Source organism: Micromonospora sp. NPDC049366 (assembly GCF_044466625.1).
Classification (GTDB): Bacteria; Actinomycetota; Actinomycetes; order Mycobacteriales; family Micromonosporaceae; genus Micromonospora.
Genome location: NZ_JBITMV010000009.1, coordinates 224308 through 250084, shown reverse-complemented (window position 1 = coordinate 250084; position 25777 = coordinate 224308). Strand labels below are relative to the sequence as shown.

The 25777-nt window shown below is 73.8% G+C and carries 18 protein-coding genes and 1 riboswitch; of the genes, 11 read left to right on the top strand and 7 right to left on the bottom strand.

The window, feature by feature from the left end:
• Positions 1–8 precede the first annotated feature (8 nt).
• Positions 9–878 carry an ABC transporter substrate-binding protein gene (locus ACIBTV_RS15655; RefSeq protein WP_396705316.1) on the bottom strand — a complete coding sequence of 290 codons (870 nt, stop codon included), beginning with the start codon at positions 876–878 and terminating at the stop codon, positions 9–11.
• Positions 879–1136: 258 nt separating this feature from the next.
• Positions 1137–1249: riboswitch (SAM riboswitch) on the bottom strand.
• Between the two features lie 236 nt (positions 1250–1485).
• Between ACIBTV_RS15655 and ACIBTV_RS15650 the strand changes: the two genes are divergently transcribed.
• Complete coding sequence (locus tag ACIBTV_RS15650) at positions 1486–1902, top strand: nuclear transport factor 2 family protein (protein ID WP_396705314.1); 417 nt, start codon at positions 1486–1488, stop codon at positions 1900–1902.
• Between the two features lie 9 nt (positions 1903–1911).
• On the opposite strand, the gene ACIBTV_RS15645 is transcribed toward ACIBTV_RS15650, so the two are convergent.
• Complete coding sequence (locus ACIBTV_RS15645; RefSeq protein ID WP_396705312.1) at positions 1912–4101, bottom strand: glycogen debranching N-terminal domain-containing protein; 2190 nt, start codon at positions 4099–4101, stop codon at positions 1912–1914.
• A 242-nt stretch (positions 4102–4343) separates the two neighbouring features.
• Between ACIBTV_RS15645 and ACIBTV_RS15640 the strand changes: the two genes are divergently transcribed.
• The gene (locus tag ACIBTV_RS15640) at positions 4344–5939 is read left to right on the top strand and encodes a Na+/H+ antiporter (protein WP_396705310.1); all 1596 of its coding nucleotides are present in this window, start codon (positions 4344–4346) and stop codon (positions 5937–5939) included.
• A 100-nt stretch (positions 5940–6039) separates the two neighbouring features.
• On the opposite strand, the gene ACIBTV_RS15635 is transcribed toward ACIBTV_RS15640, so the two are convergent.
• Entirely contained in the window at positions 6040–8085 is a 2046-nt protein-coding gene (locus ACIBTV_RS15635) for a glycosyl hydrolase family 28-related protein (protein WP_396705308.1), read from the bottom strand.
• A gap of 66 nt (positions 8086–8151) precedes the next feature.
• Positions 8152–10530, bottom strand: a complete 2379-nt coding sequence (locus ACIBTV_RS15630) for a discoidin domain-containing protein (protein ID WP_396705302.1) — start codon at positions 10528–10530, stop codon at positions 8152–8154.
• A gap of 191 nt (positions 10531–10721) precedes the next feature.
• On the opposite strand from ACIBTV_RS15630, the gene ACIBTV_RS15625 reads away from it, so the two are divergent.
• Complete coding sequence (locus ACIBTV_RS15625; RefSeq protein WP_396705300.1) at positions 10722–11915, top strand: low temperature requirement protein A; 1194 nt, start codon at positions 10722–10724, stop codon at positions 11913–11915.
• A gap of 33 nt (positions 11916–11948) precedes the next feature.
• On the opposite strand, the gene ACIBTV_RS15620 is transcribed toward ACIBTV_RS15625, so the two are convergent.
• Positions 11949–13130 (bottom strand): low temperature requirement protein A, encoded by a 1182-nt coding sequence (locus ACIBTV_RS15620; protein ID WP_396705298.1) that lies wholly within the window; start codon positions 13128–13130, stop codon positions 11949–11951.
• A gap of 319 nt (positions 13131–13449) precedes the next feature.
• Here ACIBTV_RS15620 and ACIBTV_RS15615 point away from each other — a divergent pair, with 319 nt between their 5' ends.
• The 8 genes from ACIBTV_RS15615 to ACIBTV_RS15580 all read left to right on the top strand — a co-directional run bounded on the left by ACIBTV_RS15615 (position 13450) and on the right by ACIBTV_RS15580 (position 23234).
• On the top strand, positions 13450–14349 hold the full coding sequence (locus tag ACIBTV_RS15615) for an alpha/beta hydrolase family protein (protein WP_396705296.1): 900 nt from the start codon (positions 13450–13452) through the stop codon (positions 14347–14349).
• 137 nt (positions 14350–14486) lie between these two features.
• Positions 14487–15272 (top strand): ABC transporter ATP-binding protein, encoded by a 786-nt coding sequence (locus ACIBTV_RS15610; protein WP_396705294.1) that lies wholly within the window; start codon positions 14487–14489, stop codon positions 15270–15272.
• Between the two features lie 76 nt (positions 15273–15348).
• Complete coding sequence (locus ACIBTV_RS15605; RefSeq protein WP_396705292.1) at positions 15349–16065, top strand: ABC transporter ATP-binding protein; 717 nt, start codon at positions 15349–15351, stop codon at positions 16063–16065.
• 20 nt (positions 16066–16085) lie between these two features.
• Complete coding sequence (locus ACIBTV_RS15600; protein ID WP_396705290.1) at positions 16086–16964, top strand: branched-chain amino acid ABC transporter permease; 879 nt, start codon at positions 16086–16088, stop codon at positions 16962–16964.
• On the top strand, positions 16961–18070 hold the full coding sequence (locus ACIBTV_RS15595; protein WP_396705288.1) for a branched-chain amino acid ABC transporter permease: 1110 nt from the start codon (positions 16961–16963) through the stop codon (positions 18068–18070). Before ACIBTV_RS15600 ends, ACIBTV_RS15595 begins: the two co-directional genes overlap by 4 nt.
• Positions 18071–18143: 73 nt before the next feature.
• The gene (locus ACIBTV_RS15590) at positions 18144–19430 is read left to right on the top strand and encodes an ABC transporter substrate-binding protein (RefSeq protein ID WP_396705286.1); all 1287 of its coding nucleotides are present in this window, start codon (positions 18144–18146) and stop codon (positions 19428–19430) included.
• A gap of 272 nt (positions 19431–19702) precedes the next feature.
• The gene (locus tag ACIBTV_RS15585) at positions 19703–20314 is read left to right on the top strand and encodes a TetR/AcrR family transcriptional regulator (protein WP_396705284.1); all 612 of its coding nucleotides are present in this window, start codon (positions 19703–19705) and stop codon (positions 20312–20314) included.
• Positions 20315–20477: 163 nt separating this feature from the next.
• Positions 20478–23234, top strand: coding sequence for an AAA family ATPase (locus tag ACIBTV_RS15580; RefSeq protein ID WP_396705282.1), 2757 nt, complete (start codon positions 20478–20480; stop codon positions 23232–23234).
• Between the two features lie 19 nt (positions 23235–23253).
• Here ACIBTV_RS15580 and ACIBTV_RS15575 read toward each other — a convergent pair whose 3' ends face one another.
• Together ACIBTV_RS15575 and ACIBTV_RS15570 are read right to left on the bottom strand one after the other, a co-directional pair.
• Positions 23254–24327 (bottom strand): alcohol dehydrogenase catalytic domain-containing protein, encoded by a 1074-nt coding sequence (locus ACIBTV_RS15575; protein ID WP_396705280.1) that lies wholly within the window; start codon positions 24325–24327, stop codon positions 23254–23256.
• A complete protein-coding gene (locus ACIBTV_RS15570; RefSeq protein WP_396705278.1) occupies positions 24324–25742 on the bottom strand; it encodes an aldehyde dehydrogenase family protein in 1419 nt (472 codons plus the stop codon). The genes ACIBTV_RS15575 and ACIBTV_RS15570 overlap by 4 nt, the downstream gene beginning before the upstream one ends.
• Between the last annotated feature and the right edge of the window lie 35 nt (positions 25743–25777).

Sequence of the window (25777 nt, the reverse complement as noted above, 5' to 3'; positions counted from 1 at the left end):
GTCTGCCGTCAGGACGCGGCCGAGGCCGACGCCGTCGCGGCCGGAGCCGCCACCGTGCCGCTGCCGGGCTTGAAGTCCGCCGGAACCGGCCGGCCCGGGTAGTACTCGGCCTGCAGCCTGCTCCACGTGCCGTCCGCGATCACCTCGTCGAGGCCCTTGTTGAGCGCCTCGCGCAGCTTGTCGTTGCCCTTCGCCACCGCGTACGCCGTGGGCGCCGGGCTGAGCTCCTTCGCCGCGACGGTGATCTTGCCGCCGCTGTCCGCCGCGGACTTCTCGCCGATCTCGGCCGGGGCGATCCAGGCGTCGGCGGTGCCGGCCTTGAGCTGGTTGATCGCGCCGTTGTAGTCCGGCACCCGCACCGGGTCGAGGCCCTTGCCGGTGGCGTAGTCGTCCTGGACGGTGCCCTGCACGACCACCACCCGCTTGCCCGAGAGCTGGTCGAAGCCGGTGATCGGGGAGCCGGCCGGGACGTCGAGTCCGAAGTAGCCGAAGTCGTAGCCGTTGCCGAAGTCGACGGTCTTCTTGCGCGCCTCGGTGATGGTGATCGACGAGCTGCCGACGTCGAACTTGCGGTTGTTGACCTGGGAGAGCAGCGCGGAGAAGTCGGTGCCGACGAACTCCACCTTCAGGCCGATCTTGCCGGCGACCGCGGTGAGCAGGTCGTTGTCGAAGCCGGTGAACGTACCGTCCTTCAGGTACACGTTCGGGGGCGCGTCGGTCAGGGTGCCGGCGCGCAGCACACCGGGCTGAAGCAGCCCGTACGGGTTGTCCGCCGCGCTGGACGAGGCGTCGTCGCCGCACGCGGTGAGGGCGGTCGCGCCGAGGACGGCGGCCACGCCGAGGGCGGCCACCCGGGTCAGGGCAGGAAGGAATCGCACAGGTGTCTCCGGAGGGTGTTCGGTGGCGGGGCACGGACGTGCGCCGCCGACGGTGCGCCGGAGGGCGTACCGCGGGATCGATCAGGAAAAGGAGGTGCGGCGCGTCAGCGCGGGGCGCCGGGGCGACACGCGGCGCTGCAGACCCACATCATGTCGACGTGCCGACGCCGGGTCAGTGCCGGCGGCGCGGCGAAGCCGAACGATGGGGTGGTGATGCGGGACATGCGGCTCTCCTGGGTCGTTGTTGACCTGGGAACCAGGCCACGCTTGCACCGGAGGTCGCTCCGGTGCCCGGTCCTCACCCGGGGCACCCCACCGCGGAGGAGGGTTGCCGGCCAGCAAGCCGGGGCTACGCGCTGGCACTCATGACCTGCGGCGAGGTTAGCACTCCGTGACCGGCTGCCGTCCAGCCGTTATGACCACCCTCACGCCGCGCACCCCGGCCGCCGACCGGTCGCCGGGCCGTTGTGGTCCCGGTGGGTGTCCGCGACCGGCCTCGACCGCCGCGCGCCGTCGATAGAGTGGCGGTGGAGACCGGCGGACAGGGGGGTCGCGCCACGCCACGGAGCCCCGCCGTGCCGCCCGCCCGCAGAGAGGTGGTCGTGTCATGACGGCTAACCGGGACCTCGTCGCCCGCGCCTTCGCGGACTGGTCCGCCGGCACCGCGCCGATCAGCGACCTCTTCGCCCCCGACATGCGGTGGGAGGTCGTCGGCCACTCGGTGGTGGCGGGGACCTACCAGGGCGCCGAGGACTTCCGCACCCGGGCGATGGAGCCGTTCAACGCCCGGTTCGGCGAGGACAGCCCGTACCGCCCGGTGAACCTGCGGGCGATCTACGAGGACGCCGACGCGAACACCGTCATCACCGTGTTCGACGGTGCCGGGGTGACGGTGGACGGCTCCACCTACGAGAACACCTACGCGTGGTTCCTGACCTTCCGCGACGGCAAGGTGGTCGACGGCGTCGCCTTCTTCGACAGCTTGGCCTTCAACGAGCTCTGGCGGCTCCCGCCGCGCGGCTGACGGCGCGGATCACTCCGCGGCCCGCAGCTCGTGCCGGGTGCCCTCGGCGTGCACGTTCCAGCGACGGCCGAACGCGGGCAGCCCGTCGAGCCGGATCCAGCCGAACGGCTCCGGAATGTGCGGGTCGACGACCAGCCGACCCTCGACGGCATCCAGGCCGAGCAGCGTACGCAGGAACAGCAGCGGCGCCCCACTGGCCCACGCCTGCGGGTTGCACGCCGTGGGGTAGGGGACCGGCCGCAGGCCGAACGCGCGGTCGTAACCGGAGAACGCCTCGGGCAGCCGGTGCGCGGAGAACGTCGCCGCCTCCAGCATCGACGTGATGATCCGGTGCGCCTCATCGTGGTGGCCGTAGCGGGCGAGACCCGCGGCGATGAGCGCGTTGTCGTGCGGCCAGACCGTGCCCAGGTGGTAGCCGATGGGGTTGTAGCCCCGGTCGGCGGTGGACAGCGTCCGCACGCCCCAGCCGGAGAACATCTCCTCCGACATCAGCTGGTACGCCACCGCGCGGGCCCGCTCCGGCGGCACGATGCCGCTCCACAGCAGGTGCCCCATGTTCGAGGTCATCGAGTCGATCTGCCGCCCGTCCCCGTCCAGGCCGATGGCGTAGTAGCCGCCACGGTCGGGGACCCAGAAGTCGCGGTCGAACCGGTCGCGCAGGGCCGCCGCCTCGGTCCGCAGTCGCGCGGCCAGCGCCGGGTCCTGCCACGGCCCGGCGGCGAGTTCGGCCGTCCGCAGCTTCGCGTCGTACGTGTACCCCTGCGTCTCGCAGGTCGCGATCGGCAGCGTCGGGATGGTCCCGTCGGCGAACTGGACCCCGTCGTGGGAGTCCCGCCAGCACTGGTTGCCCAGGCCCTGCGTCGAGCGGGTCGCGTAGCCCACGTAGCCGCGCCCGTGCAGGTCACCGCACTCGTCGATCCAGCGCAGCGCGGCCTCGGCGTTCGGCCGCAGCTCGCGGACCAGCGCGTCGTCGCCGGTCCAGCGCCAGTACTCGGACAGCAGCACCAGCCACAGCGGGGTGGTGTCGGCGCCACCGTAGTAGGGCTGGTAGGGCTTGATGCCGAGCTGTGTCAGCTCCCCGGTCCGGTACTCGTGGAAGATCTTTCCCGGCTCGCGGTCGGTGAAGTCGTCGTACTCGCGGGCCTGGTGCGCGGCCAGCACCAGCAGGGCGCCCCGCGCCAGGTGCGGACCGAACGCGACGGTCTGGTAGGAGGTGATCAGCGTGTCCCGGCCGAAGACGGTCATGAACCAGGGCAGCCCCGCCGCGAGCAGGACGACCGGCTCGTCCCGGATGCGCTTCTCGATCCGCATCGACACCAGGTCGGCGCCGGACTTCCGGTACACCGTGACCAACTGGTCGGATCGGCTGCTGAGCGTCGGCGCCGTCGCCAGCCACTGGGTGGACGGGTCCTCGGCGTCCCGTTCGAAGGCGTCACCGAAGCCACGCGCCACCGGCTCGAGGTCCAGCCCGCCGCAGTGCACCGGCACCCGCAGCTCGCACTCCCACGCCTGCCCCCGGTCGAGTCGCAGGCGCCAGACCAGCGAGTCGCCGTCGACCAGGTCCGCGGCCGGGTTGACGGCCACCCGCACCGACGTGGCGTAGCCGCCGTTGCGGTAGGTGAACCGCAACGCCGACCCGTCCGGCTCGTGCCGTCGGACGATCCCGGCGGACCGGTCGCGCACCGACTCCTTGATCTCGAAGAGGTCGGCGAAGTCGGTGCCGACGGCGAGGCGCAGCTGGAACTCGACCGGCTCCGGGCCGAAGTAACGCAGCTCGATCCGCTCGTAGAGGCCGTCGCCCACGAAGCGCTGCCGCCGCACCCCGACCCGGTTCGGGGGCAGGCCGGGCAGGCCGGCGTTGGCGAGGAAGAACGCGGCGGAGAACGGGTCGACGGTGCCGGACGCGAGCACGAGCAGCGGCTCGTCGTCGATGGTGAGTTCCCACCGGTCGAGAAAGCGGGTGTCGTCGTGCACCAGCCCACCGATGGAGCCCTTGGGCACGTCACCGCGGGCGTCGGAGAACATGAAGGTGCGACCCTCGAGCACGCTGACCGCGTCCGGTCCCAACTCGGGCGGCAGATCGCGGCACGCTCCGCTGTGGGTGGTCTGACCGTCGTCCGGCCACGGCTGCGCCGGGGTGCGTCGCCTCTCCGCCGCCGTCACGTCCACCCCCCAGCCGGGCACCGGACCTGCCGTCACCGTCGCCCAGCCTAGGCGCCGGTCGGGCACCGGGGTCGCGGCATCGGCCGAGGTTCACCCGGTGCCCGACCGAAGGGACGACCCCGCACGCCGTGCGGGCGGCCGGCTCCGCGAAGGGCTCTCCCGGCCGGGCGCCTCGGGTTTCGTGCCGAACCGGCCCGGCTGACCGTGTTCCGCCTGCACGGCCCGCCGTCAGCCGCGACAGTGGAGTCGGAAGCCGGCGGCTGACGCGGGGGTGCGGGGTGACGGGGGACGTGGAGGCGCTCGTCCTGCTCGTGGTGCTGGCCACCACCGTGCTGGTCGGCACCACGATCGGCGGCCGCTACCGGGTCGCCCCGCCCGTCCTGCTCATCGGCATGGGTGCGCTGCTGGCGCTCGTCCCGCCGCTGTCGCACGTCGTCCTCGCCCCCGAGGTCGTGCTGGTGCTCTTCCTGCCCGCGATCCTCTACCGGGAGGCCCTGGTCACGAGCCTGCGCGAGGTGCGCAACAACCTCGTGGTCATCGCCCTGCTCTCCGTGGTGCTGGTGGGGCTGACGACGTTCACCGTGGCGGTGGCCGCGCAGGCGCTGGGCGTGGACCCGGCGGCGGCCTGGGTGCTCGGCGCCGTCCTGGCCCCGACCGACGCCGCGGCGGTCTCCGGTCTCGCGAAGCGGATGCCCCGCCGGCTGCTCACCACCCTGCACGCCGAGAGCCTCATCAACGACGGCACCGCGCTGGTGCTCTTCTCCGTCACGGTCGGCCTGCTCGTCGGCGACGCCGTGCCGAGCCCGCTCGCCCTCGTCGGGGAGATCAGCCTCTCCTTCGTCGGCGGCATCGTCGCCGGGCTGGTGGTCGGCCTGATCGTGGTCCAGCTCCGCCGGCACATCGACGACCCGCTGCGCGAGGGTGCGCTGAGCGTCCTCACTCCCTTCGGCGGGTTCCTGCTCGCCGAGACCTTCCACGCCAGCGGTGTGCTCGGCACGGTGGTGGCCGGCCTGGTCCTCGCGTACGCCGGACCGCGGGTGATCCGCGCCCGCTCCCGGGTGCTGGCCTACGACTTCTGGGACCTCTCCACGTTCCTGATCAACGGTGGGCTGTTCGTGCTGCTCGGCATGCAGATCCCACGCGCGGTGCGCGGTGTCACCAGCGTCTCCACCCCACGGGCGCTGGTCATCGCGCTGGTGGTCACCCTCGTGGTGGTGGGTACCCGGCTGGCCTGGGTGCTGTTCACCCCGTACGCGTTCCGGCTGGTCTATCGGGGCAGGTCGGCGCGGCCGGAGAACCGGGTGCCGTGGCGGATCCGGGTCGTGGCCGGCTGGTCGGGCTTCCGCGGCGCGGTCTCCCTGGCCGCGGCGCTGGCGGTGCCGCTGGCCATGACGAACGGCCGGCCCGTGGGGGAGCGGGATCTCATCATCTTCTCCACGGCGGTGGCCATTCTGTCGATCATGCTCGTGCAGGGGACGACCCTGCCGCTGGTGGTGCGCTGGGCCGGCCTGATGGGCGACCAGCAGCGGGTCGACGAAGTGCGACAGGCCCGCATCCGGGCCGGGGAGGCCGGTCTCGCGGCCCTGCCGGAGGTGGCCGCCGACGTCGGCGCCGACGAGGAGGTGGTCGCCCGGGTCCGGACGGACTACCAGGCGCTGCTCGACGACGTCCGGGCCGCCGACGACGAGGAGTGCGACACGCCGCAGGCCCGGGAACTCGAACGGCAACTGCGGCTCGGCGTGCTGGAACACAAACGGCGGGAACTCACCCGGATGCGGGACGCCAACGAGATCGACGACGTCGTCCTGCGGGAGCTCCAGGCCGTCCTGGACATCGAGGAGATCCGCCTGCTCGGGCCGACCGCGCCCGAGTAGGAGCACCCGGCCGCTCATGCGGTTGTGGTGGGGCACGGACGGTGTGCGCCGCCGCGTACCGGGCACCGCAACCGCATGAGCGACCGCTACCGGGCGAGGGTCACCAGCGGGTGGGCGGGGGTGGCGGGACGACCGGCGGGCGGTCGTCACAGGTGATGGTGTTGGGCAGCTGCCAGGCGGCGAGCCAGCCGCCGTCGTTGCCCCCGAGGTCGGTCAGCCCGAACTCGGAGCCGGCCGGGGTGAAGTGGAACGACCCGCAGTTGTTGACCCCCACGGCGCCCACGTTGCGGGCGTCCACGTTCTGGAAGCTCGCGCCGCCGGCGGTCCGGGCGCTCACCACCGACGTGCCGGTGCCGTCGACCCGGATGTCCCGGAAGTGCACGTTCCTGATCGAGTAGAGGTCCTTCACCGACCACTCGCTGACCAGCATGATCGCGTTGTACGTGCTGTCCAGGTACGCGTCGCCGACCACCTCGATGCGGGCGTCGATGCTGCGCTCCAGCGCGTACAGCCAGATCGCGCCGAGGCCGATGTTCCAGTTCAGTTCGTAGGTGCCGGCGCGCGCGGTGGTGTTGCCGGTGATCCACAGGTGCCCGGCGAACGGCTCCGCGCCGAAGCGGGACCCGACCTGCAGCGCGCTGCCCTCGCGGACCGGGTCGGCGATCAGGTTGTGCGAGACCGTGTTGTCCGTGCCGCCGTAGATCGCGATGCCGTTGGCCAGCACCGGCGACTGCACCGTGTTGTGGTCGAAGGTGTTGCGCGCGTTCGCCGTCGCCTCCGACCACATCGCCAGGCCGTCGTCGCCGGTGTTGCGCACGAAGGTGTGCGCGACCACCGAGTCCGTCACCCCGGTGTGGAAGTTCAGCGCGTCGGCGATCTGGTCGACGATGATGCTGTTGGTCACCCGCACGTTGCGCATCGGCCCGTCGAACCACAGGCCCACCTTGGTGTGCCGGATGTGCAGGCCGTCGATCGTGGAGTCGCTCATCGCGCCCCCGATGCCGTTGACCTGGTCGGTGTCGATCCGCTCCCGGACGTCGCCCTCGATCGCGAAGCCGGAGAGGTGCACGTTGCGGCTGCCGCCGTCGGCGGCGTCGCGCCCGTAGAAGCCGACCCCGGTGTGCACCGAGCCGTCCGGCGCGGGGCGGGGCAGGGTGACCTGACGGCCCTTGACGATCGTGTGCCAGTTGCCGGCGCCCTCGATCGTCACGTCGTCGACGATGATGTGCCGGTTGACCTGGAACGTGCCGGGCGGCAGGTAGACGTCCAGGCCGGTGCGCTTGGCGAACGCGATGGCCCGTTCGATCGCCGGGGCGGAGTCGCGCCGGCCGGTCGGGTCGGCGCCGAAGGCGAGCACGTTGGCGGCCAGCAGCCGCACCCGGGGCGGGGCGACCAGCTCCGAGTCGAGCAGGTCGATCACCGTCCAGGCCGCGGCGGTGCCGGCCGGGGCGGTGAGCCGGATCCGGTCACCGGCCCGGTAGGTGCGGCCGAGCAGCAGGCGCTGCTCGTCGTAGAAATGACTGGGCCGGAACGGCTTCTGGATGGTCGGGAACGGGGTGGTGGCGGCCGGGACGCAGGAGCACTCGGTGATCCACCAGTCCGGGTGCAGCAGGTCCGCGTTGGGGTCGTTGCTGAACGGGTACTGGTTGTAGAGCCAGGCGTACTCCGAGGTCAGCGTCATGGTGCGGATCCGCTTGCCGTTGACGGCGACGTCCAGCGGCGCGGTGATCCCGCCGCCGGAGGGCGCGTCGGGGATGCTGTACCGCACGGTGATCGCGTTGGCGGCCGCCGGCAGGGTGAACTCGACGTGCCGGCCGGGGAGCAGCTTGACCGCCCGCCGGCCGGACGCCTCCGACGGCAGCGTGTAGGCCGTCCGGTCCGGCCCGATGACCTCGCCGTTGGTGACGGCGTTCTCCGCCTCCTGCTCCAGGAAACCGACCCGGGCGCCCTTGCCGGCGACCAGCTGCGGATCGAGGGCGGCCCGGGTGACCACCGGCGCGGCGGGCCGGGGCTTGCCGGTGGCGCCGGCCGGGGCGCCGGTCAGCAGACCGACCGCCGTGGCCAGAACCGTCGCGGCGGCGAGCGCCGCGACGGACCGGCGACGACGCCGGGTACGCGGCAGCGCCGCGCGGACGTTTCGCTTCATCAAGGACTCATCTCTGTCTGGTGGTGGGTCGTGCGGCGGCGGGCCGGGGACCCCGACCGGCCGCGGTCAGGCGGCGTGGACCTCGAGCTGGGACAGCTGCCCGGCGGGCCAGCCGGTGTTGCCGGTGAAGCGGATCCGCACGTACCGGCTGGGCACCGCGGTGAAGGTCAGGGTCACCTGGTTGCCGCTCGCCGGGTCGAACACCCGGCCCGCCGGGGCGACCGCCGTGCTCCAGGTGGCGCCGTCCGTGCTGCGTTCGACGGAGAGCGTCTGCGTCCGGGTCTGCCAGGCGGCCGACGGGGGCAGCCGCAGCACGACCCGCCCCACGGTGACGGCCGAGCCGAGGTCCACCTGCACCCACTGCGGGAAGGCGTTGTTGGCGCTCTCCCAGTAGGTGTCGGGGTTGCCGTCGACCACGTTGCCGCTGCCGTACGACTGGGTGTGGCTGCTCTCCGCGGTCGGCCGGCCCCGGGCCAGGTCACCCTGCGGGGCCGGGTCGGTGGTCACGGTGACGGCGTTCGACGGCGACGACGCCGCGCCGGTCGTGTCCATCGCGACCACGGTGAAGGTGTACGCGGTGGCGGGGCTCAACCCGGCGACGGTGGCCGAGGTGCCGGTGACCGAGGCGACCGTCTGGCCGGCCCGAATGACCTGGTAGCCGGCGATCCCATCGGCGTCGGTCGAGGCGGTCCACCCCAGTGAGACGCTGGTGGCGCTCTTCCCGGTGACCGTGAGCCCGCCCGGGACGGTCGGCGGGGTGGCGGTGCCGGTGGCCGCGTACACCTCGACCTGGGCGAGTTGGGCGGCGGGCCAGGCGGTGTTGCCGCTGATGGTGACGCGGACGTGGCGGACCGCGGTGCCCGGCACGGTGACGGTGGCGGTGTTACCGGTGGCGGGGTCGAACCGGACGCCGGCTGACCCGGCCAGGGTGACGAACGAGCCGCCGTCGGTGCTGCCCTGCACCGACAGCGTCTGGGTCCGCGCCTCCCAGCCGGCGGGCAGGGCGAGGACCAGGCGGGTGACCGGGTGGGCGGCGCCCAGGTCGACCTGCCACCACTGGGGGAAGGCGCTGTTGGTGCCCTCCCAGTAGCTGCCCCGGTCGCCGTCGACGGCGTTGCCGGCGACGAACGGCCCGTTCTGGCTGCTCGCCGTGGTGGGACGGCCGGCGGCCAGGTTGCCGCTCGGCGGAGGACCGCCGTCGAGCACGGGCGGCGTCGGGCGGACGGCCGTGAGCGGGATCTGGCCCTTGAGCATCCGGCCGCCGTCGGCGGTGATGCGCAGGTAGTAGTCGGCCGAGCAGGCCGTGCCGTCCTCGTCGAGCGCCCGGATGCCGGCACCGGCCGGCGTGGTCGCCTGCGTCTCGCTGGTCTTGGCGATCTGGTTGCCCTCGTTGAACTCGTCGAACATCGAGACGTAGAGGCCCTGCGAGCCGAGGCGGATCATGTTGTAGAGGTGCCGCCAGTAGAAGTCGCCGTGCCGCCGGTGCCCGGCGGACAGGTCGCCCGGCATGACGCACGGCTGGTAGTCGATGCCGTGTGCGGCGCAGTCGGCCAGGTCGGGGACGTTGACGTTGGTGTAGTAGTCGTCCAGCCCCTGGAGCGTGGTGGTCCGCCAGATCATCCAGGGGGAGATCATGTGGAAGGCGTGGTAGACCTCGGAGAAGCCGGGCCGGGAGTCCTCGACCCCCCGCCGCCAGTGCGTCGGCACACCACCGATGACGTAGCAGCCCTGGGCCTTGAACCAGTTGACGACGTCGAGGCAGGGTTCCGGGGTGAACGGGCGGCTGGGTTCGGCGAAACCGAAGCCCCAGATGCAGACCACCGGCTTGCCGTTCTGCCGGGCGTACGCGGGTGACGCCGTGTGCGCCGACATCTTCGTCGTCCAGTCCTGTTTGATCTGGGACTGCATCGCCGTCCAGTCGGTGACGTCGTACATGATGTAGAACTTGCGTCCGAACCGCTCGGCGGCGCTGCGGACCTTCACCGTCATCGCGTCGCGGGTGGGCCCCTCGTCGCCGAACGGGTTGAACCGCTGCAGCGCGGCGGTGTCACAGCCGTACTCCTGCATCCACCGGAAGTGGGTGTCGACCGTCTGCTGGTCGTACGACGAGAAGAGCTGGGCGGGCTGGCCGTTGCCGAGGTTGGGGTAGGCGGTGGAGTAGCCGTGCGCGTACTCGCGTATGTCGGGCCAGGAGATGATCGTGGTGTTGGCCGGTGAGGGCGGCTGGAAGCGGTCGCGGCTCCAGTGCCACCAGCCGCCGATCGGTGCGCCGTCGCCGGGGCAGCTGAACCACCCCTGGTAACCGACGGTGATCTTTCCGACGACGTCGCCGGGTGGGCTGGCCGCCGCGGCGGGGCGGGCGAGGGAGGGCACGAGATCGGGGAGCGCGACGGCCGCGGACCCGGCCGCCGCGGATCCGATGAGGGTGCGGCGGCTGAGCGCCATGGGGACCGCTCCTTCGGGGGTAGGAGGGAATTGACGGCCATCATGCCAGCCGCCGTCACAAGACCGCAATACTCCGACTACTCTTTGAAAATCCCCGGCTATGCCACTGTAAGAAATGGATGGTAGGCCTCTTGGCCTGCCCCAGACCGTAAGGTCGGCGAGGACGGTGGAGCGCGGGCCGGGTGGGCGCGATGGCGATGGCAGCAGGGGGTGACGCCGGGGCGGCGGAGTCCACCGCCGAGGAGCGCGGACGCCCCGCGTTCCTCGAGCTCTTCTTCGACCTGGCCTACGTCTTCGCGCTGATCACCCTCGCGGACACCTTCGTCGGGAACCTCACGTGGACCGGCCTGGTCGGAACGCTCCTCCTGCTGTTCCCGTTCAGCCTCGTCTGGGCCATCACGACCTGGGCGGCGGACATCCTCGACCTGTCCCGACCGCTGGTCCAGGTGCAGTTCATGGCCGTCGCGGCGGCCAGCCTGCTGTTGGCGGCCGCCGCACCGGAGGCGTACGGCGAGCGCGCCCTGCTGTTCGCCGCCGCCTACCTGGCCATTCACCTCGGCACTTCGAGCTACTACCTGCTACTGGACCGGAGCCCCTCCGAGCCCGGGCGCAGCGGACGCATCCTCGCCTGGTACGCCCTGCTCTCCGTCGGATGGGTGGCCGGCGCGCTGATCGGCGGCCCCGCGCAACTCGCCATCTGGGGGGCGACCATCACGGCCGAGTACGCCGGGGCCTGGCTCGGCTGGCCGACGCCCGGCCTCGGGCGGGCCAATCCGCGGCAGTGGCGGCTCGTCGGCGAGCGGGTCGCGGAGCGGTACCGACAGTTCGTCATCATCGCCCTCGGCGCGGCGATCTTCATCATCGGAACCATGTTCAGCCTGAACGAGCACACGGTGGAACGCGGCGCCGCTCTGTTGGTGATGTTCACCGGCCTGGTGCTCATGTGGCGGATCTACATCTACCGCGCGGGCGAGCTCCTGACCGACGCGATCGCCCGGTCGGCGACCCCGTCACGGCTCACCGAGTTCACGGCGGGCACCCATCTGATCATGGTGGCCGGCATCATCGGCGTCGCGGCCACCGCCCATCTGGTGCTCGCGCGCCCGCTCGGGCCGACCCCACCGTCCTGGGCCGCGGTGATCCTCGGCGCGCCGGCCCTCTTCCTGGTCGGCCGCGGCGTGCTCGACTACACGGTGTTCGCCCGGGTCTCCCGATCCCGGATCGTCGGGCTCGCGCTGCTCGCCGCCCTGACCCCGGTCGGGACCCGGCTGCCGCCGATCGGGGTCACCGCGCTCGCGATGAGCGTGCTGCTGCTCATCGCCGGGGCGAACCTGTACAGCACCCGGCACCACGCGCGGGCACCCCGGCCACCCGAGCCCGGCTGACGTGCGGCGGCGGGACGCCTACGGCTTTGGGGCTCAGCGGGCCGGCGCGGCCGCCCGGGACGGAACGAGCCGGGGCGCCCACATCTCGGCGAGCAGGACCAGCAGGAGAGCCAGGTCCGCCAGGACCTGCGCGCCCAGCGGTGGCAACGCGACAGCCGCCGGCACCAGCGCCGCCAGGAGCAGCACGCCCGCCGTCCGGGTCCAGGGCAGCCGACCGGTGACGACGATGTGGAACATCGTGCTGCCGAGAAGGAACAGCGCGGGACCGCCGAGGATCAACACGGCCCAGCCGACCGGCGTCGGAGCCGAGACCCGGCCGGTGACCAGCGAGACGCCCGCCGACATCGCCAGCACCCCGGCGACCATGACCAGATGGGTGTACGAGGTGGAGGTGCCGGACCGGACCCGCTCGACCACCATGACGGCCGGCGCGACCAGTCGCCGTACGTGCTGGAAGTAGAGCAGGAACAGCAGGACCGCGCCGACGAACCCGAGCGCGCTCGCCGCCATCCGGTCGGCTCCGATCTCACCGAGGGCGAGCCCGCGACCCGCGGCGAGGACCAGTTCACCCAGCGCGATGATGAAGATCGCCCGGTGCCGCTCGTAGAGGTGGGTGCCGGTGAAGATCTGGCTGGCCAGCTGCGTACGCCCCAGCCGCGGCGTCGGCCAGCCGAGCCGGGCCGAGCCGAGGTCGACGGCCACCGCCAGCGCCCACACCGCCAGCCGGGCGTCGCCCTCCAGGAACACCCCGACGATCCACGGGGTGGCGGTCACGCAGAACCAGAAGAACACCCGGACGCTGCGGGCCTGGATCGGCGGGTTCACCCGCGTGCCGGGGATGAGCACGGCGTCGCGCACCAGGTGGATTCCGAAGTACGCGGCGACGAACAGCCAGCCGTCACCGCTGAAGGCCCGGGGGACCGCGATCGCCATCAGCAGGGTGCCGAACATGACCGTCAGGACGGTGGCCTGGATGATCGGCAGGCGTGGGTCGAACAGGTCGGTGAGCCACGCGGTCAGCACCCAGACCCACCAGCCGGCCGCCAGGAGCACGGCGGTCTGCGCCGCACCCCGGACGGTCAGGTCGTTGGCCAGCCCGGCGGCGAGCCGGGACAGCAGGAAGATGTAGACCAGGTCGAAGAAGAGTTCCAGGAACGTCGGGTAGCCGGGCTCGCCGCGCCGGCGCAGGATGCGGGGGAGCGGAAGCGACGTCACCGGGGGGCCTCCTCCTTCGGCCCGGCAGGGCCGGGACCGGTCCGGGCCACCTGCCACGCTATCGACCGGCCGGTCCGACCGAGCCGGATCGACCGCTGATCCCCCTCGCGGGCGTCCCGACCGCACGCCCCGCCGACGGAGCCGGTGAGCGTGCTCTGGTCGCCGGGCGTGCCGGTGCGCTTCGGCGCGCCCACCGTCGTGCGCTGACGCCACGGCGTGTCCCCGACGCGGGGACCGGTGATTTCGCCGATGCGGTACCCCAGGGATGCGTCAAAGACTGATCCACGTCGATCTGTCCCGACCCCTAGGGAGTGCCGACGTGTCATCACCCACCACCACCCGCCCCCGTCTGATCGCCGGCCGCGTGGCCCGCCTCGCCGTGGCCGCCACCCTGGCCGTGGCCGGCGCGGTCGCCGTGCCGGCCGGCGCCGCGCAGGCCGCCAACCCGTACGAGCGTGGGCCGGCCCCGACCGTCGCGCTGCTGGAGGCCTCGAGCGGCCCGTTCGCCACCGCCTCGCAGAGCGTCTCCTCGCTGAGCGTCACCGGCTTCGGCGGCGGCGTCATCTACTACCCGACCGACACCAGCCAGGGCACGTTCGGCGCCATCGCCATCTCGCCCGGCTACACGGCCGCCTGGTCCAGCATCAGCTGGCTGGGCCCCCGCATCGCCTCGCACGGCTTCGTGGTGATCGGTATCGAGACCAACACCCGGCTCGACCAGCCGGACAGCCGGGGCCGGCAACTGCTCGCCGCGCTCGACTACCTCGTGCAGCGCAGCGCGGTGCGTACCCGGATCGACGGCAACCGGCTCGCCGTGGCCGGTCACTCGATGGGCGGCGGCGGCAGCCTGGAGGCGGCGGTCAGCCGGCCCTCGCTGCAGGCCGCCGTGCCGCTCGCGCCGTGGAACCTGGACAAGACCTGGTCCGACGTCCGCGTGCCGACCCTGATCATCGGCGGCGAGTCGGACTCGGTCGCCCCGGTCGCCACGCACTCCGAGTTGTTCTACAGCTCCATCCCGGCGTCGGCGGAGAAGGCGTACCTGGAGCTCAACGGGGCCAGCCACTTCTTCCCGCAGACGGTCAACACGCCGACCGCCCGGCAGATGGTGGCCTGGCTCAAGCGTTTCGTCGACGACGACACGCGCTACGAGCAGTTCCTGTGCCCCGGGCCGAGCGGCCTGGCGATCGAGGAGTATCGCAACACCTGCCCCAGCGCCTGACGGCGACGGCGGGGCGGTCGCCGCGGCGACCGCCCCGCCGTGCGGCGCGTCGCCGGGACATCGAAGGTATTGACGCGCCAACCCATAAATGTACACTGCGAGTGTAAATAACACCCGCCACGACCGAGGGATGGGTGATGGACGACGGGCTCGCTCTGCACCACGTCGGGGTGCGTTTCGGAGGCCTCACCGCCCTCGACGACGTCTCGCTGCGAGTGCCCCCCGGCCGGGTGGTGGGGGTGATCGGCCCCAACGGTGCCGGCAAGACCACGCTGTTCAACGTGGTCTGCGGCTTCCTCCGGCCGGAGTCGGGTTCACTCACTCTGGACGGACGCCCCCTGCGCCCCCGGCCGCACCGCCTCACCCGGCTCGGCATCGCCCGCACGCTCCAGGGCACGGGGCTCTTCGCCGGGCTGACCGTCCTGGAGAACGTGATGGCGGGCGCCTCGCACACCGCTCGCGCCGGCTTCCTCCCCGCGCTGCTCGGCCTGCCCCGCAGCGACCGCGACGAGGCCCGGCTGCGCGGCCACGCCCTCGACGTCCTCGACGGTCTCGGCATCGCCGAGCACGCCGACGCCGCGCCGGGCACGCTCCCCTTCGCCGTACGTCAGCGGGTGGCCCTGGCCCGCGCGCTGGCCGCCCGACCACGGCTGCTGCTGCTCGACGAGCCGGCCGGCGGGCTGGGCGCCGACGACATCGCCGAGCTGGCGGAGCTGATCCGGGACCTGCCCCGGCGCGACCTCGACCCGTGCGCGGTGCTGCTGGTCGAGCACCACATGGACCTGGTGATGGCCGTGTGCGACGAGCTCGTCGTGCTCGACTTCGGCCGGGTGATCGCCGCGGGCACCCCCGGCGAGGTGCGGGACGACCCGGCCGTCACCGAGGCCTACCTCGGCGCCGACGTCGAGGAGCCGGCGACATGAGCGAGCGGAGCGAGCGAATCGTGGGGCTCGGCGCGGTCGTGCCTCATGGCGCCGTCGAGCGGAGCGAGGCGCTGACATGAGCGACCTGTTGGAGGTGCGCGGGTTGGTGGCGGGCTACGGAGCCGCGCCGGTGCTGCACGCCGTCGACCTGTCCGTCCCGTCGGGCACCATCGCCGCCGTCGTCGGGGCCAACGGCGCCGGCAAGACGACCCTGCTGCGTGCGGTCTCCGGCATGCTGCGCCCACTGGCCGGCCAGGTCCTGCTCGCCGGTGAGGACCTGCGCGGCACGCCGGTGGAGCAGCTCGTCCGCCGGGGCATGGCGCACGTGCCGGAGGGACGCGGTGTGATTGGCGAGCTCACCGTGGACGAGAACCTGCGTCTCGGCGGGCTGTGGCGTCGCGACCGGGCCGACGCGGGGCGGGCCCTCGACGAGGTCTACCAGCTGTTCGAGCCGCTGGCGCGACGCCGGCGCCATCTCGGGCACCAGCTCTCCGGCGGCGAGCGGCAGATGCTCGCGCTCGGCCGTGCGCTGGTCGGGCGGCCCCGCCTGCTCCTGCTCGACGAGCCGTCCCTCGGCCTGGCACCCCGGGTGGTCGCGCGGACCATGGCGCTGCTGCGGCAGCTCCGGGACCGCACCGGCCTCACCGTGCTGCTGGTCGAGCAGAACGTCCGCAGCGCGCTCGCCGTTGCCGACCAGGGCGTCGTGATGTCCGTCGGCCGGGTCGTCACCAGCGGCCCGGCCCAGCGGCTGCGCGGCGACGCCGACCTTCGCCACGCCTACCTGGGATTCTGACCCCGCCGGAGGGAGAACCGTTGGACCGCTTCGTCTTCCTCACCCTGGACGGCCTGTCCCGGGGCGCGGTCTACGCCGCGTTCGCGCTGGCCCTGGTGCTCATCTGGCGGGCGGCCCGCGTCGTCAACTTCGCCCAGGGGGCCATGGCCGTCGCCGCCGCCTACGTGGCGTACAGCGTCGCCACCGCAACCGGCTCCTACTGGTTGGGGTTCCTGGCCGCGCTCGCCGCCGGGCTGGTGCTCGGCGCCGTGGTCGACCGGGTGGTGATGCGGCACGTCGACCACGCGTCGCCGCTCAACCCGGTGATCGTCGCCCTGGGGCTGGTGCTGTTGATCCAGGCGGTGCTCGGAATGGTCTACGGCAGCGAGTTCCGCCCCGCCGGGACGCCGTTCTCCCGCAGCGCGCTCACGGTCGGCGGGTTCGCCCTCGTGTCGCCGTACGACCTGTTCGTCTTCGGCACGGTCGCGGTGGTGGTGGGCGCGCTCGCCTGGATCTTCGCCCGCACCGCGGTCGGCCTGCGGATGCGGGCCGCGGCGTTCGCCCCCGAGGTCTCCCGTCTGCTCGGGGTGAACGTGGGCGGCATGCTCACGCTCGGCTGGGCGCTCGCCTCCGGTGTCGGCGCGCTCGCCGCGATGCTGGTGATCCCGACCGAGCTGGGGCTGCACCCGCACGCCATGGACCTGGTCTTCGTCTCGGCGTTCACGGCGGCCGTGGTCGGCGGGCTGGACAGCCCACCGGGCGCGGTGGTGGGTGGGCTGGTGGTCGGCCTGGTGCTCTCGTACGTCAGCGGCTACGCCGGCAGTGACCTCACTCCGCTCGCGGTGCTGGTCCTGCTGCTGGCGGTGCTGCTGGTCCGTCCCGGTGGGCTGTTCGCCCCGGTCGCGGCGAGGCGGGTGTGAGCGCCACCGGGGCGGCCGCTCCGCCGCGGGACACGACGAGCGCGCCGGCGCGTCCGGCGGCGCGGCGTCGGGTCGGCACGCTGCCGCGACACTTGGCCGTCGTGACGGTCGTGGCGCTGCTGGTGCTCGGGGTGAGCTACGCCGTCGAGCCGTTCCGCAACTTCCAGCTCGCCACCGTGGCGGCCTACCTCTGCGCCACCGCCGGGCTCACCGTGCTGACCGGCCTCAACGGTCAGTTGTCGCTCGGGCACGGCGCCCTGATGGCCACCGGTGCGTACACGGTCGCCCTCTGCCAGGGCGCCTTCTACGACAACGGTCTGGCCGGCGGCTGGCTGCTGTTCATCTCGCTCGGCGTCGCGGTGCTCGCCGCGGTGGTGGTGGGCGCCGTGGTCGGGGTGGCCGCCGCCCGGCTGCGCGGCCCGTACCTGGCCGGGGTGACGCTGGCCGTCGCGGTGGTGGTCCCGGCCCTGACCGTCACCTTCGACGGCGTCTTCAACGGCGAGCAGGGTCTGTCCGTGCCGGTCGAGCCGCCCCCGCTCGCGCTCGGCCCCACCTTCCCCTACGAGCGCTGGCAGCTCTGGATCGCCGCCGCGGGCGCCCTGCTGGCGATGCTGCTGCTGGCCAACCTGGTCCGCAGCCGCTACGGCCGGGAGTTCCGGGCGGTCCGCGACGACGAGGTGGCGGCCCGGCTCGTCGGCATCCACGTGGCGCGTACGCAGGTCGTCGCGTTCGTGGTGAGCGCGGCCACCGCCGGGCTCGGCGGCGGGCTGCTCGCCGTGCTCGCGCAGAGCGTGTCACCGGGCGCGTTCTCGTTGACCCTGTCGTTGTTCCTGCTGATGGCCGTGGTGATCGGCGGTCTCGGGCGGCTGGCCGGCGCGGTGTGGGGCGCGGTGCTGCTGGTCGCGTTGCCCGACCTGAGTCACGCGGTGACCGAGCAGCTCACCCTCTCACCCTCGGCGGCGCAGCGGCTGGAGGGGAACCTTCCGCTGGCGATCTTCGGCGTCACCCTGATCGTCGTCATGATCGCGGCGCCCGGCGGCGTGCAGGGGGCGCTGGCCCGGCTCGGCCGTGCGCTGCTCGCCCGCTGGCCGGTGCGGCGTTCCTGACTTCCCGGTCCGGCTCCCCGGCCGGGCGTGCCACCCCACCACCACCCTCCACAGAGGAAAGGCCGGTGTCCTCATGCACCGTTTCGCACGCGGCGGTCTCGCGATCGCCACCACCATGGCCCTGCTCGTCGCCGCCGTCGGTTGCGGCGATGACGGCGGCGGCTCCGGCACCGGACGCGGGGCCGTGCCCGGCGTCACCGACACGGAGATCGTGGTCGGCACCCACATGCCGCTCACCGGGCCGGCCTCGGCCGGTTACTCCAAGATCGCGCCGGCGACGAAGGCGTACTTCGACTTCGTGAACGCCAACGGCGGCGTGCACGGCCGGAAGATCACCTACAAGATCATGGACGACGGCTACAACCCGGCGAACACCCAGCAGGTCGTCCGCCAGCTCGTCCTCCAGGACCGGGTGTTCGCGATCCTCAACGGACTGGGCACCCCGACCCACAGCGGTGTGCTGGACTTCCTCAAGACCAACCGGGTGCCGGACCTCTTCGTCGCCTCCGGCAGCCGCAGCTGGGACCAGCCCGACAAGTATCCCGGCACGTTCGGCTTCAACCCGGACTACACCGTCGAGGGCAAGATCCTCGCCCAGCACGTGAAGACCAACCTGGCCGGCCAGAAGGTCTGCTTCCTCGGCCAGGACGACGACTTCGGCCGGGATAGTCTCGCCGGTGTGGAGAAGGTGCTCGGCACGGCGGCGGTGGCGGTCAAGCAGACGTACGTCACCAGCAACACCAACGTGGCGCCGCAGATCGGCGCGTTCAAGTCGGCCGGGTGTCAGGTGGTCATCCTCGCCACCGTGCCGGGCTTCACCGCGCTGTCCATCGGCACGGCCGCCCGCCTCGGCTTCCGGCCGCAGTGGCTGGTCTCCAACGTGGGCGCCGACCACCCCACCCTCGCCAAGCAGCTCGGCGAGGCCGCGCCGCTGCTGGAGGGCATGATCGGCACCAACTACCTGCCGATGCAGAACGACACCGCCAACCCGTGGATCCAGCTCTTCACCCGGATCAACAAGGAGCACAACGGCGACGCCCCGTTCGACGGCAACACCGTCTACGGCATGGCCGTCGGCTACCTCTTCGTGCAGGTGCTGCTCGCCGCCGGCAAGGACCTCACCCGCGAGTCGGTGCTCGACGCGGTCGCCAAGGGGGGCTTCCAGGGCCCCGGCCTGGCGCCGCTGCGGTTCTCCGCCACCGACCACTCCGGCTACGGCGGGCAGCGCCTGACCCGGGTCAGCGGGGGAGTGCAGAGCTACTTCGGGCCGACGTACGAGACCGACGAGGCGGACGGGCCGGTGAACGAGTACGCCACCGCGCCGGTGGCCCCGCCGGCCAACGGCGTACCCACCACCTGATCGGCGACACCCGATCACCGGGCCCGGTCACGGCAGTGCCGCCGTGACCGGGCCCGGTCGTGTGCGTCGCCGTTGACCCGGCCGTGACCACGCTCCTACTATCTGCACTGTGAATGTACATACTCGGCGGGTTGCTCCGGCGGCCCGCGCCGCCGCGACCGGACGTGCCGCCCGGTGACCCCGCCCGGCGCCCCACCGCCGCTGATCGGCGCGCGTCTAGACTCGCCGATGCCCGTGGAGGGGCCGCGGCGATGGTGAGAGGGCGAAGGCGGATGAGCGGGGCGGAGGCGCCGGTGCGGATCGACGGGCGGACCGCCCGCGCCGAACGCACCCGGGCGGCGATCGTCGAGGCGCACCTCGCCCTGATCTCCGAGGGCGACCTTCGGCCGACCGGTGAGCGGATCGCCGAGCGGGCCGGCGTCTCCCTGCGCACCCTGTGGACCAACTTCAAGGACATGGAGACCCTCTTCGAGGCCAGCGGCGCGGAGGTGCTGCGGCAGCAGGACGCCGCGCACCGGCCGATCTCGCCGACCCTGCCGCTGGCTCGGCGGGTCGACGCGTACTGCCGGCAACGGGCCCGGCTGCTGCAGCTCATCGCCCCGTCGGCGCGCGCCGCCCAGATGCGCGAGCCGGTCTCCGACCAGCTGCACCGCAACCGGCTCGTCCACGTCGCCCGGGTGCGCGACGAGGTCGAGCACCTCTTCGCCGTCGAGTTGGCGGCGGCCGGCGCGGGACGCAAGCAGCTGGTGGACGCGATCGTCGCGGCGAGCATGTGGCCCGCCTGGTCGATGCTCCGCGACGGCCTCGGGTTGGGCGTGGACGCCGCGCGCGCGGTGATGTCCCGCACCGTGGGCGCGCTCCTGACCGAGGTCGCGCCCGGCTGACCGGGGTGTCGGCGGACGGGGTCCGTCGGCCGAGGAAGCCCTCCCGGCCGGGCGGGCGAGCCGCAGGCGATGGCCCTCCGCGGATCCGTCGTCGCCTCTTTCCAACCGGTTACCGATAGGTGACACTGAATGCATGGTTAGTGCATCAAGAGTGCAAATAACCGTGATCCGCGGTCGGGACGAGGAACTCCGCGCCGTACGTCGGCTCCTCGACGAGGTGGCCACCTCCGGTGGTGCCCTGGTGCTGCACGGCGAGCCGGGATCCGGCCGCAGCACCCTGGTCGACCACGCGCACCGGCACGCCACGGGCTTCACCGTCCTCGCCGGGGCCGGGCTCGTCGAGGAGGCGGGCCTGCCGTACGCCGGCCTGCAGCGGCTCCTCGACCCCGTGCTCGACCACGCCGCCGCGCTGCCCGCCCCGCAGGCCCGCCTGCTGCGCCGGGCCCTGGCCGGCGCCGGCTGTCCGCCGCAGCGCCGGCTGGCGCTCGGCCTGGCCGTGCTGCGGCTGCTCGCCACCGTCGCCCGAGAGCGCCCCCTGCTGTGCACCGTGGACGACCTCGACCGGGGTGACCGGGCGAGCGCACAGGTCCTCACGTTCGTCGCGCGCCGGCTGGACCGGCTGCCGATCGCCGTGCTGGTCACCCAGGCGGGTGCCCCGCCCGCCGGGCTGCCGAGCCACCCGCTGCTGCCCCTCGGCGAACGGGACGCCGCGGCCCTGCTGGCCGACCGGCTGCCCGAGCCACCGGCCCCGTGGGTGTCGGCGGCGCTCACCGTTGCCGCCGGCGGCAACCCGCAGGCCCTGGTCGACCTGGCCGCGACCGTCACCCCGGAGCAGTGCCGCGGCGACGAGCCGCCGCCCGGGGCGCCGCCGGTCGACGGGGCGCTGGGGCGCGCGTACCGGGCGCGACTGGACCAGTTGCCCGACGACACCCGCCGGGTCGTGCTGCTCGCCGCGCTCGACGAGGGCGGCGACCCGCGGACCCTGGTGCGGGCCGCCACGGCGGGCGGTACGACCATCGCCGCCCTCGCCCCGGCCGAGGTCGCCGGCCTGGTGCGGGTGGCGGACGACAAGATCACCTTCCCGCACCGGCTGGCGCGGGCCGTGGTCGTCGCCACCGCGCCGCTGGGCGACCGGCGCGCGGCGCACCTTCTGCTGGCCGACGTCCTCACCGACGGTCAGCGGCTGCGCCGCGCGCTGCACCGGGCGCAGACCGTGGTCGGGCCGGATCCGCGGCTCGCGACGGAGCTGGTGGAGGCGGTGACGGCGGCGGTGCGCGCCGAGCCCGGGCCGGCGGTGGACGCGCCGGCAGACCACCGGTGGGCCACCGCCTCGGCCGCCCTGGAACGGGCCGCCGACCTCACCGACGACCACACCCTCGCCGTGGACCGACGGATCACCGCCGCCCGCTACGCCTGGTGGGCCGGCGCGGTGCCCCGCACCCGGCGGCTGCTGGCGGGCCTCGCCGCCGGCCCGGTCCCGCCCGTCGTGGCGGCCCGGGCCGAACTCCTGCGCGGCGAGGTCGAGCTGCGCTGCGGTCGCGTACCGGCGGCGGCGTCCCCGCTGCGCGCCGCGGCGGACGCGCTGGCCGACGGTGACCGGCAGCTCGCCCTGGCCGCGCTGGCCCGCGCGGGTGAGGCGGCGTGCTTCGCGGGGGAGCAGTACCGGTACGCGGACCTCGCCCGGCGGGCCCGCCCACTGACCCGCGTCGGCGACGGACCGGCCACCGCGCTGCTCACCGCCCACCTCGCCGGGGTGGCCGCTACCCTGCGCGGCGACCACGAGCGGGCCGGACCGGCGCTGCGCCGCGTCGTCGTGCTCGGTGGGCAGCTCACCGGCCCGGCGCTCACCCCGTCGGCGTTGACCTGGGCCGCCTCGGCCGGCCTGCTCGTGGCCGTGGACGGCGCCGCGTACCGGCTCGCCGACCGCGCCGTCACTCTGGCCCGGGCCTCCGGCGAACTGTCCGCGCTGCCCCGGGCGCTGGAGCTGCGGGCGATCGCCGAGTACTGGCTGGGCCGGCACGAGGCGGCCGCGGAGACCTCCCGGGACGGGCTGCGGCTCGCCCGGGCGACCGGCCAGGCCAACTGGGTCGACGTCCACCTGGGCATGCTCGCCGTGCTCGCCGCCGTCCGGGCCGACCGGGAGACCAGCCTGCGCCGGATCCGGGAGATGCGCCCCGAGCCGGCGCCCGGCAGCCGCCCGCACGCGCTCGCCGCCTGGGCCCTGGCCGTGCTCGACCTGGTCGACGGCCGGCACGCCGAGGCCGCCGACCGGCTCGCGTCCCTGGCCCAGCCCGGCAGCGGCCGGGGTCAGATCCTGGTCCAGGTGATGGCCACCCCGTATCTGGTGGAGGCCGCCGCCCACCAGGCGCACCGCGCGGCGGCCACCGCTGCGCTCGCCGTCTTCGACCGGTGGGCCAGCAGCACCGCCAGCCCGACGCGGCGCGCCCTGTCGGCCCGCTGCCACGCCCTGCTCGCGCCGCGGGGCAGCGCGGAGGCGGAGGACGCGTTCCGAACGGCGCTGCGGACGCACCCGGCGGAGGCCGGCCCGTTCGAACGGGCGCGCACCGCCCTGCTGTTCGGCCGGGAGCTGCGCCGGGGCCGGCGCCCCCGGGACGCGCGGGCGCACCTACACGACGCCTGGGGCACGTTCACCCTGCTCGGCGCGACCGCCTGGGCCGAGCAGGCCACGGCCGAGCTGCGGGCGGCCGGCGAGTCGGTGGGTGTGCCCGACCCGGCCGCGGCGCGACTGCTGACCGGGCAGCAGCTGCGGATCGCGCGGCTGGTCGCCGAGGGCGCCACCAACCGGGAGGTCGCCGCCCGGATGTTCCTCTCCACCCGCACGGTCGACCACCACCTGCGCAACATCTTCCATCGCCTCGGCGTCCGCTCCCGCACCGAGCTGGCGCGCGCCCTGACGTAGTCGGGGCGCCGCTACCCGGTCAGGGCACGACGACGGTGCGGGCGCCCTCGCCCCGGGCCATCCGCGCGAACGCCTCCGGCGCGCCGTCCAGAGTGGTGCGATCGGTGATCAACGGGGCGAGGTCGAGGGTGCCGTCGAGCACCGCCCGGGCCAGCTCCGGCAGATCCCGGTCGGGGTCGGACGAGCCGTAGACCGACGAGCGGAGGGTGCGGGCCGAGTGGAAGATCTCCAGCGCGGTGAGCGGGACCACGTCGTCGCGGGCGCCCATGCCCACCACGGTCACCTGCCCGCCGCGCCGTGCCGCCCGCCAGGCGGTGCGGATCGTCGCACCCCGCCCCACGCACTCGAAGGCGTGGTCCACGCCCCGCCCACCGGTGCGTTCGCGGACCGCGCGGCTGAGGGTGTCGTCGGCGAGCAGGAACTCGGTGGCGCCGGCCGCGAGCGCCAGCGGCGCCTTGGCCGGGGAGACGTCCACGGCCAGCACGGGGTCGGCGCCGGCGGCCCGGGCGGCACCGACCACCGACAGCCCCACCCCGCCGACGCCGACCACGGCGACCGACTCGCCCGGGGCGACGCGGGCCGTCCGGCGGACGGCGCCGACGCCGGTGAGCACGGCGCACCCGAGCAGCGCGGCGGCCTCGAACGGCAGCTCGGCGGGGACCGGGATCACCGCCGCCTCGGGCACCACGACCTCGTCGGCGAGGGCGCCGAGACCCAGCGTGACGTGCAGCTGCTCCCCGGTGGCCGTCCGGCCCCGGGCGGCGGCGGGGGTTCCGCCGCGGACGCAGAGCCACGGCTCGCCGTGCCCGCAGTGCCAGCAGTCCCGGCACGGCGGCGCCCAGTTCAGCACCACGTGGGCGCCGGGCGCGACCCGGGTCACGTCCGCGCCGACCTCGGTCACCACGCCCGCCGCCTCGTGCCCGAGCGCCAGCGGGTACGGCGCGGCGAGAGTGCCGTCCACCATGGACAGATCGGAGTGGCAGACCCCGGCGGCGCGGACGCCGACGCGCACCTCGCCCGGTCCCGGCGCCGGCAGCGTGACCTCCTCGACCAGCGGCGGCGCGCCGACCGCGCGGACGACCAGCGCCCTCACCGCTGGATCGCCTTGGTCTGCAGGTATTCGTCGAGACCGTACCGGCCCAGCTCCCGGCCGATGCCGGACTGCTTGTAGCCGCCGAACGGGGCGAGCGGGTTGAACGGCGCGCCGTTGATGTCGACCGCGCCGGTGCGCATCCGTCGGGCGACCCGCAGCGCCCGGTCCTCGTCGGCCGACCAGACCGCCCCGGCCAGCCCGTAGCGCGAGTTGTTGGCCACCGAGACGGCGTGGTCGTCGTCGTCGACCGGGATCACCGCGAGCACCGGGCCGAAGACCTCCTCCTGCGCGAGCGCGCTGTCCGGGTCGACGTCGGCGATCACGGTGGGCGCGACGAACCAGCCCCGGTCGGGCACCGGCGCGTCCGGCCCGCCGGCGACCAGCCGCCCGCCGTCGGCCAACCCGCGGTCGATGTGAGCGCGGACCCGGTCGCGCTGCGCCGCCGACACCAGGGGGCCCAACCGGGTGCCCGGGTCGAACGGGTCGCCCAACCGGTAGCCCGCGGCGGCCTTGGCGGCCAGCGCCAGCGCCTCGTCGTAGCAGGACCGGTGCACCAGCATCCGGGTCCACGCCGTGCAGGTCTGCCCCGAGTTGAGGAAGGCGTTGCCCACGCCGACCTTGACGGCGGTCGCCAGGTCCGCGTCGTCGAGGACGACGTTGGCGGACTTGCCGCCGAGTTCGAGCGCCACCCGGGCGATCCGCTCCGCGGCCAGGTGGGCGATTCGCCGGCCGGTCGTGGTGGAGCCGGTGAAGGAGACCAGGTCGACCTCCGGGTGCGCGGCGAGGGACGCGCCGACCAGCGGGCCGGTGCCGGTGACCAGGTTGGCCACGCCGGGCGGGAAGCCGGCCTCGTGGACCGCGTCGAACAGCAGGTACGACACCAGCGGGGTCAACTCGCTCGGCTTCAGCACCACCGTGCAGCCGGCCGCGAGGGCCGGTGCCAGTTTCGCCACCACCTGGTGCAGCGGATAGTTCCACGGCGTGATCGCGCCGACCACGCCGACCGGCTCACGGACCACGGTGGAGTTGCCGACGGTCTCGGGCGCGGGTGGGCGCGCGGCCAGCTCGACGTAGCTGTGCAGCACGGTGAGCGGCAGCCCGACCTGCACCCGGGTGGCCAGCTTCAGCGGCGTGCCGAGTTCCAGGGCGACGGTGTGGGCGATCTCGTCGGCCCGCTCGGAGAGCGCGGCGTGCAGCCGGTCCAGGTGCGCGGCCCGCTGCGCCGGTGGGGTCGCGGCCCAGCCGTCGAAGGCGGCCCGGGCGGCGGTCACCGCGCGGTCGACCTCGGCGGCGGTGCCGGCCGGTACGGTCGCGAGGACCTCCTCGGTGGCCGGGTTGTGCACCGTGCCGCCGGCCGGTTCGGCGGCGGCGACCCAGCGGCCGTCGAGGTAGTGGTCGGTGCGTGCGCGTTCCATCGCGTTCCTCACGTCCGTCGCCCGGAAACTAGCAG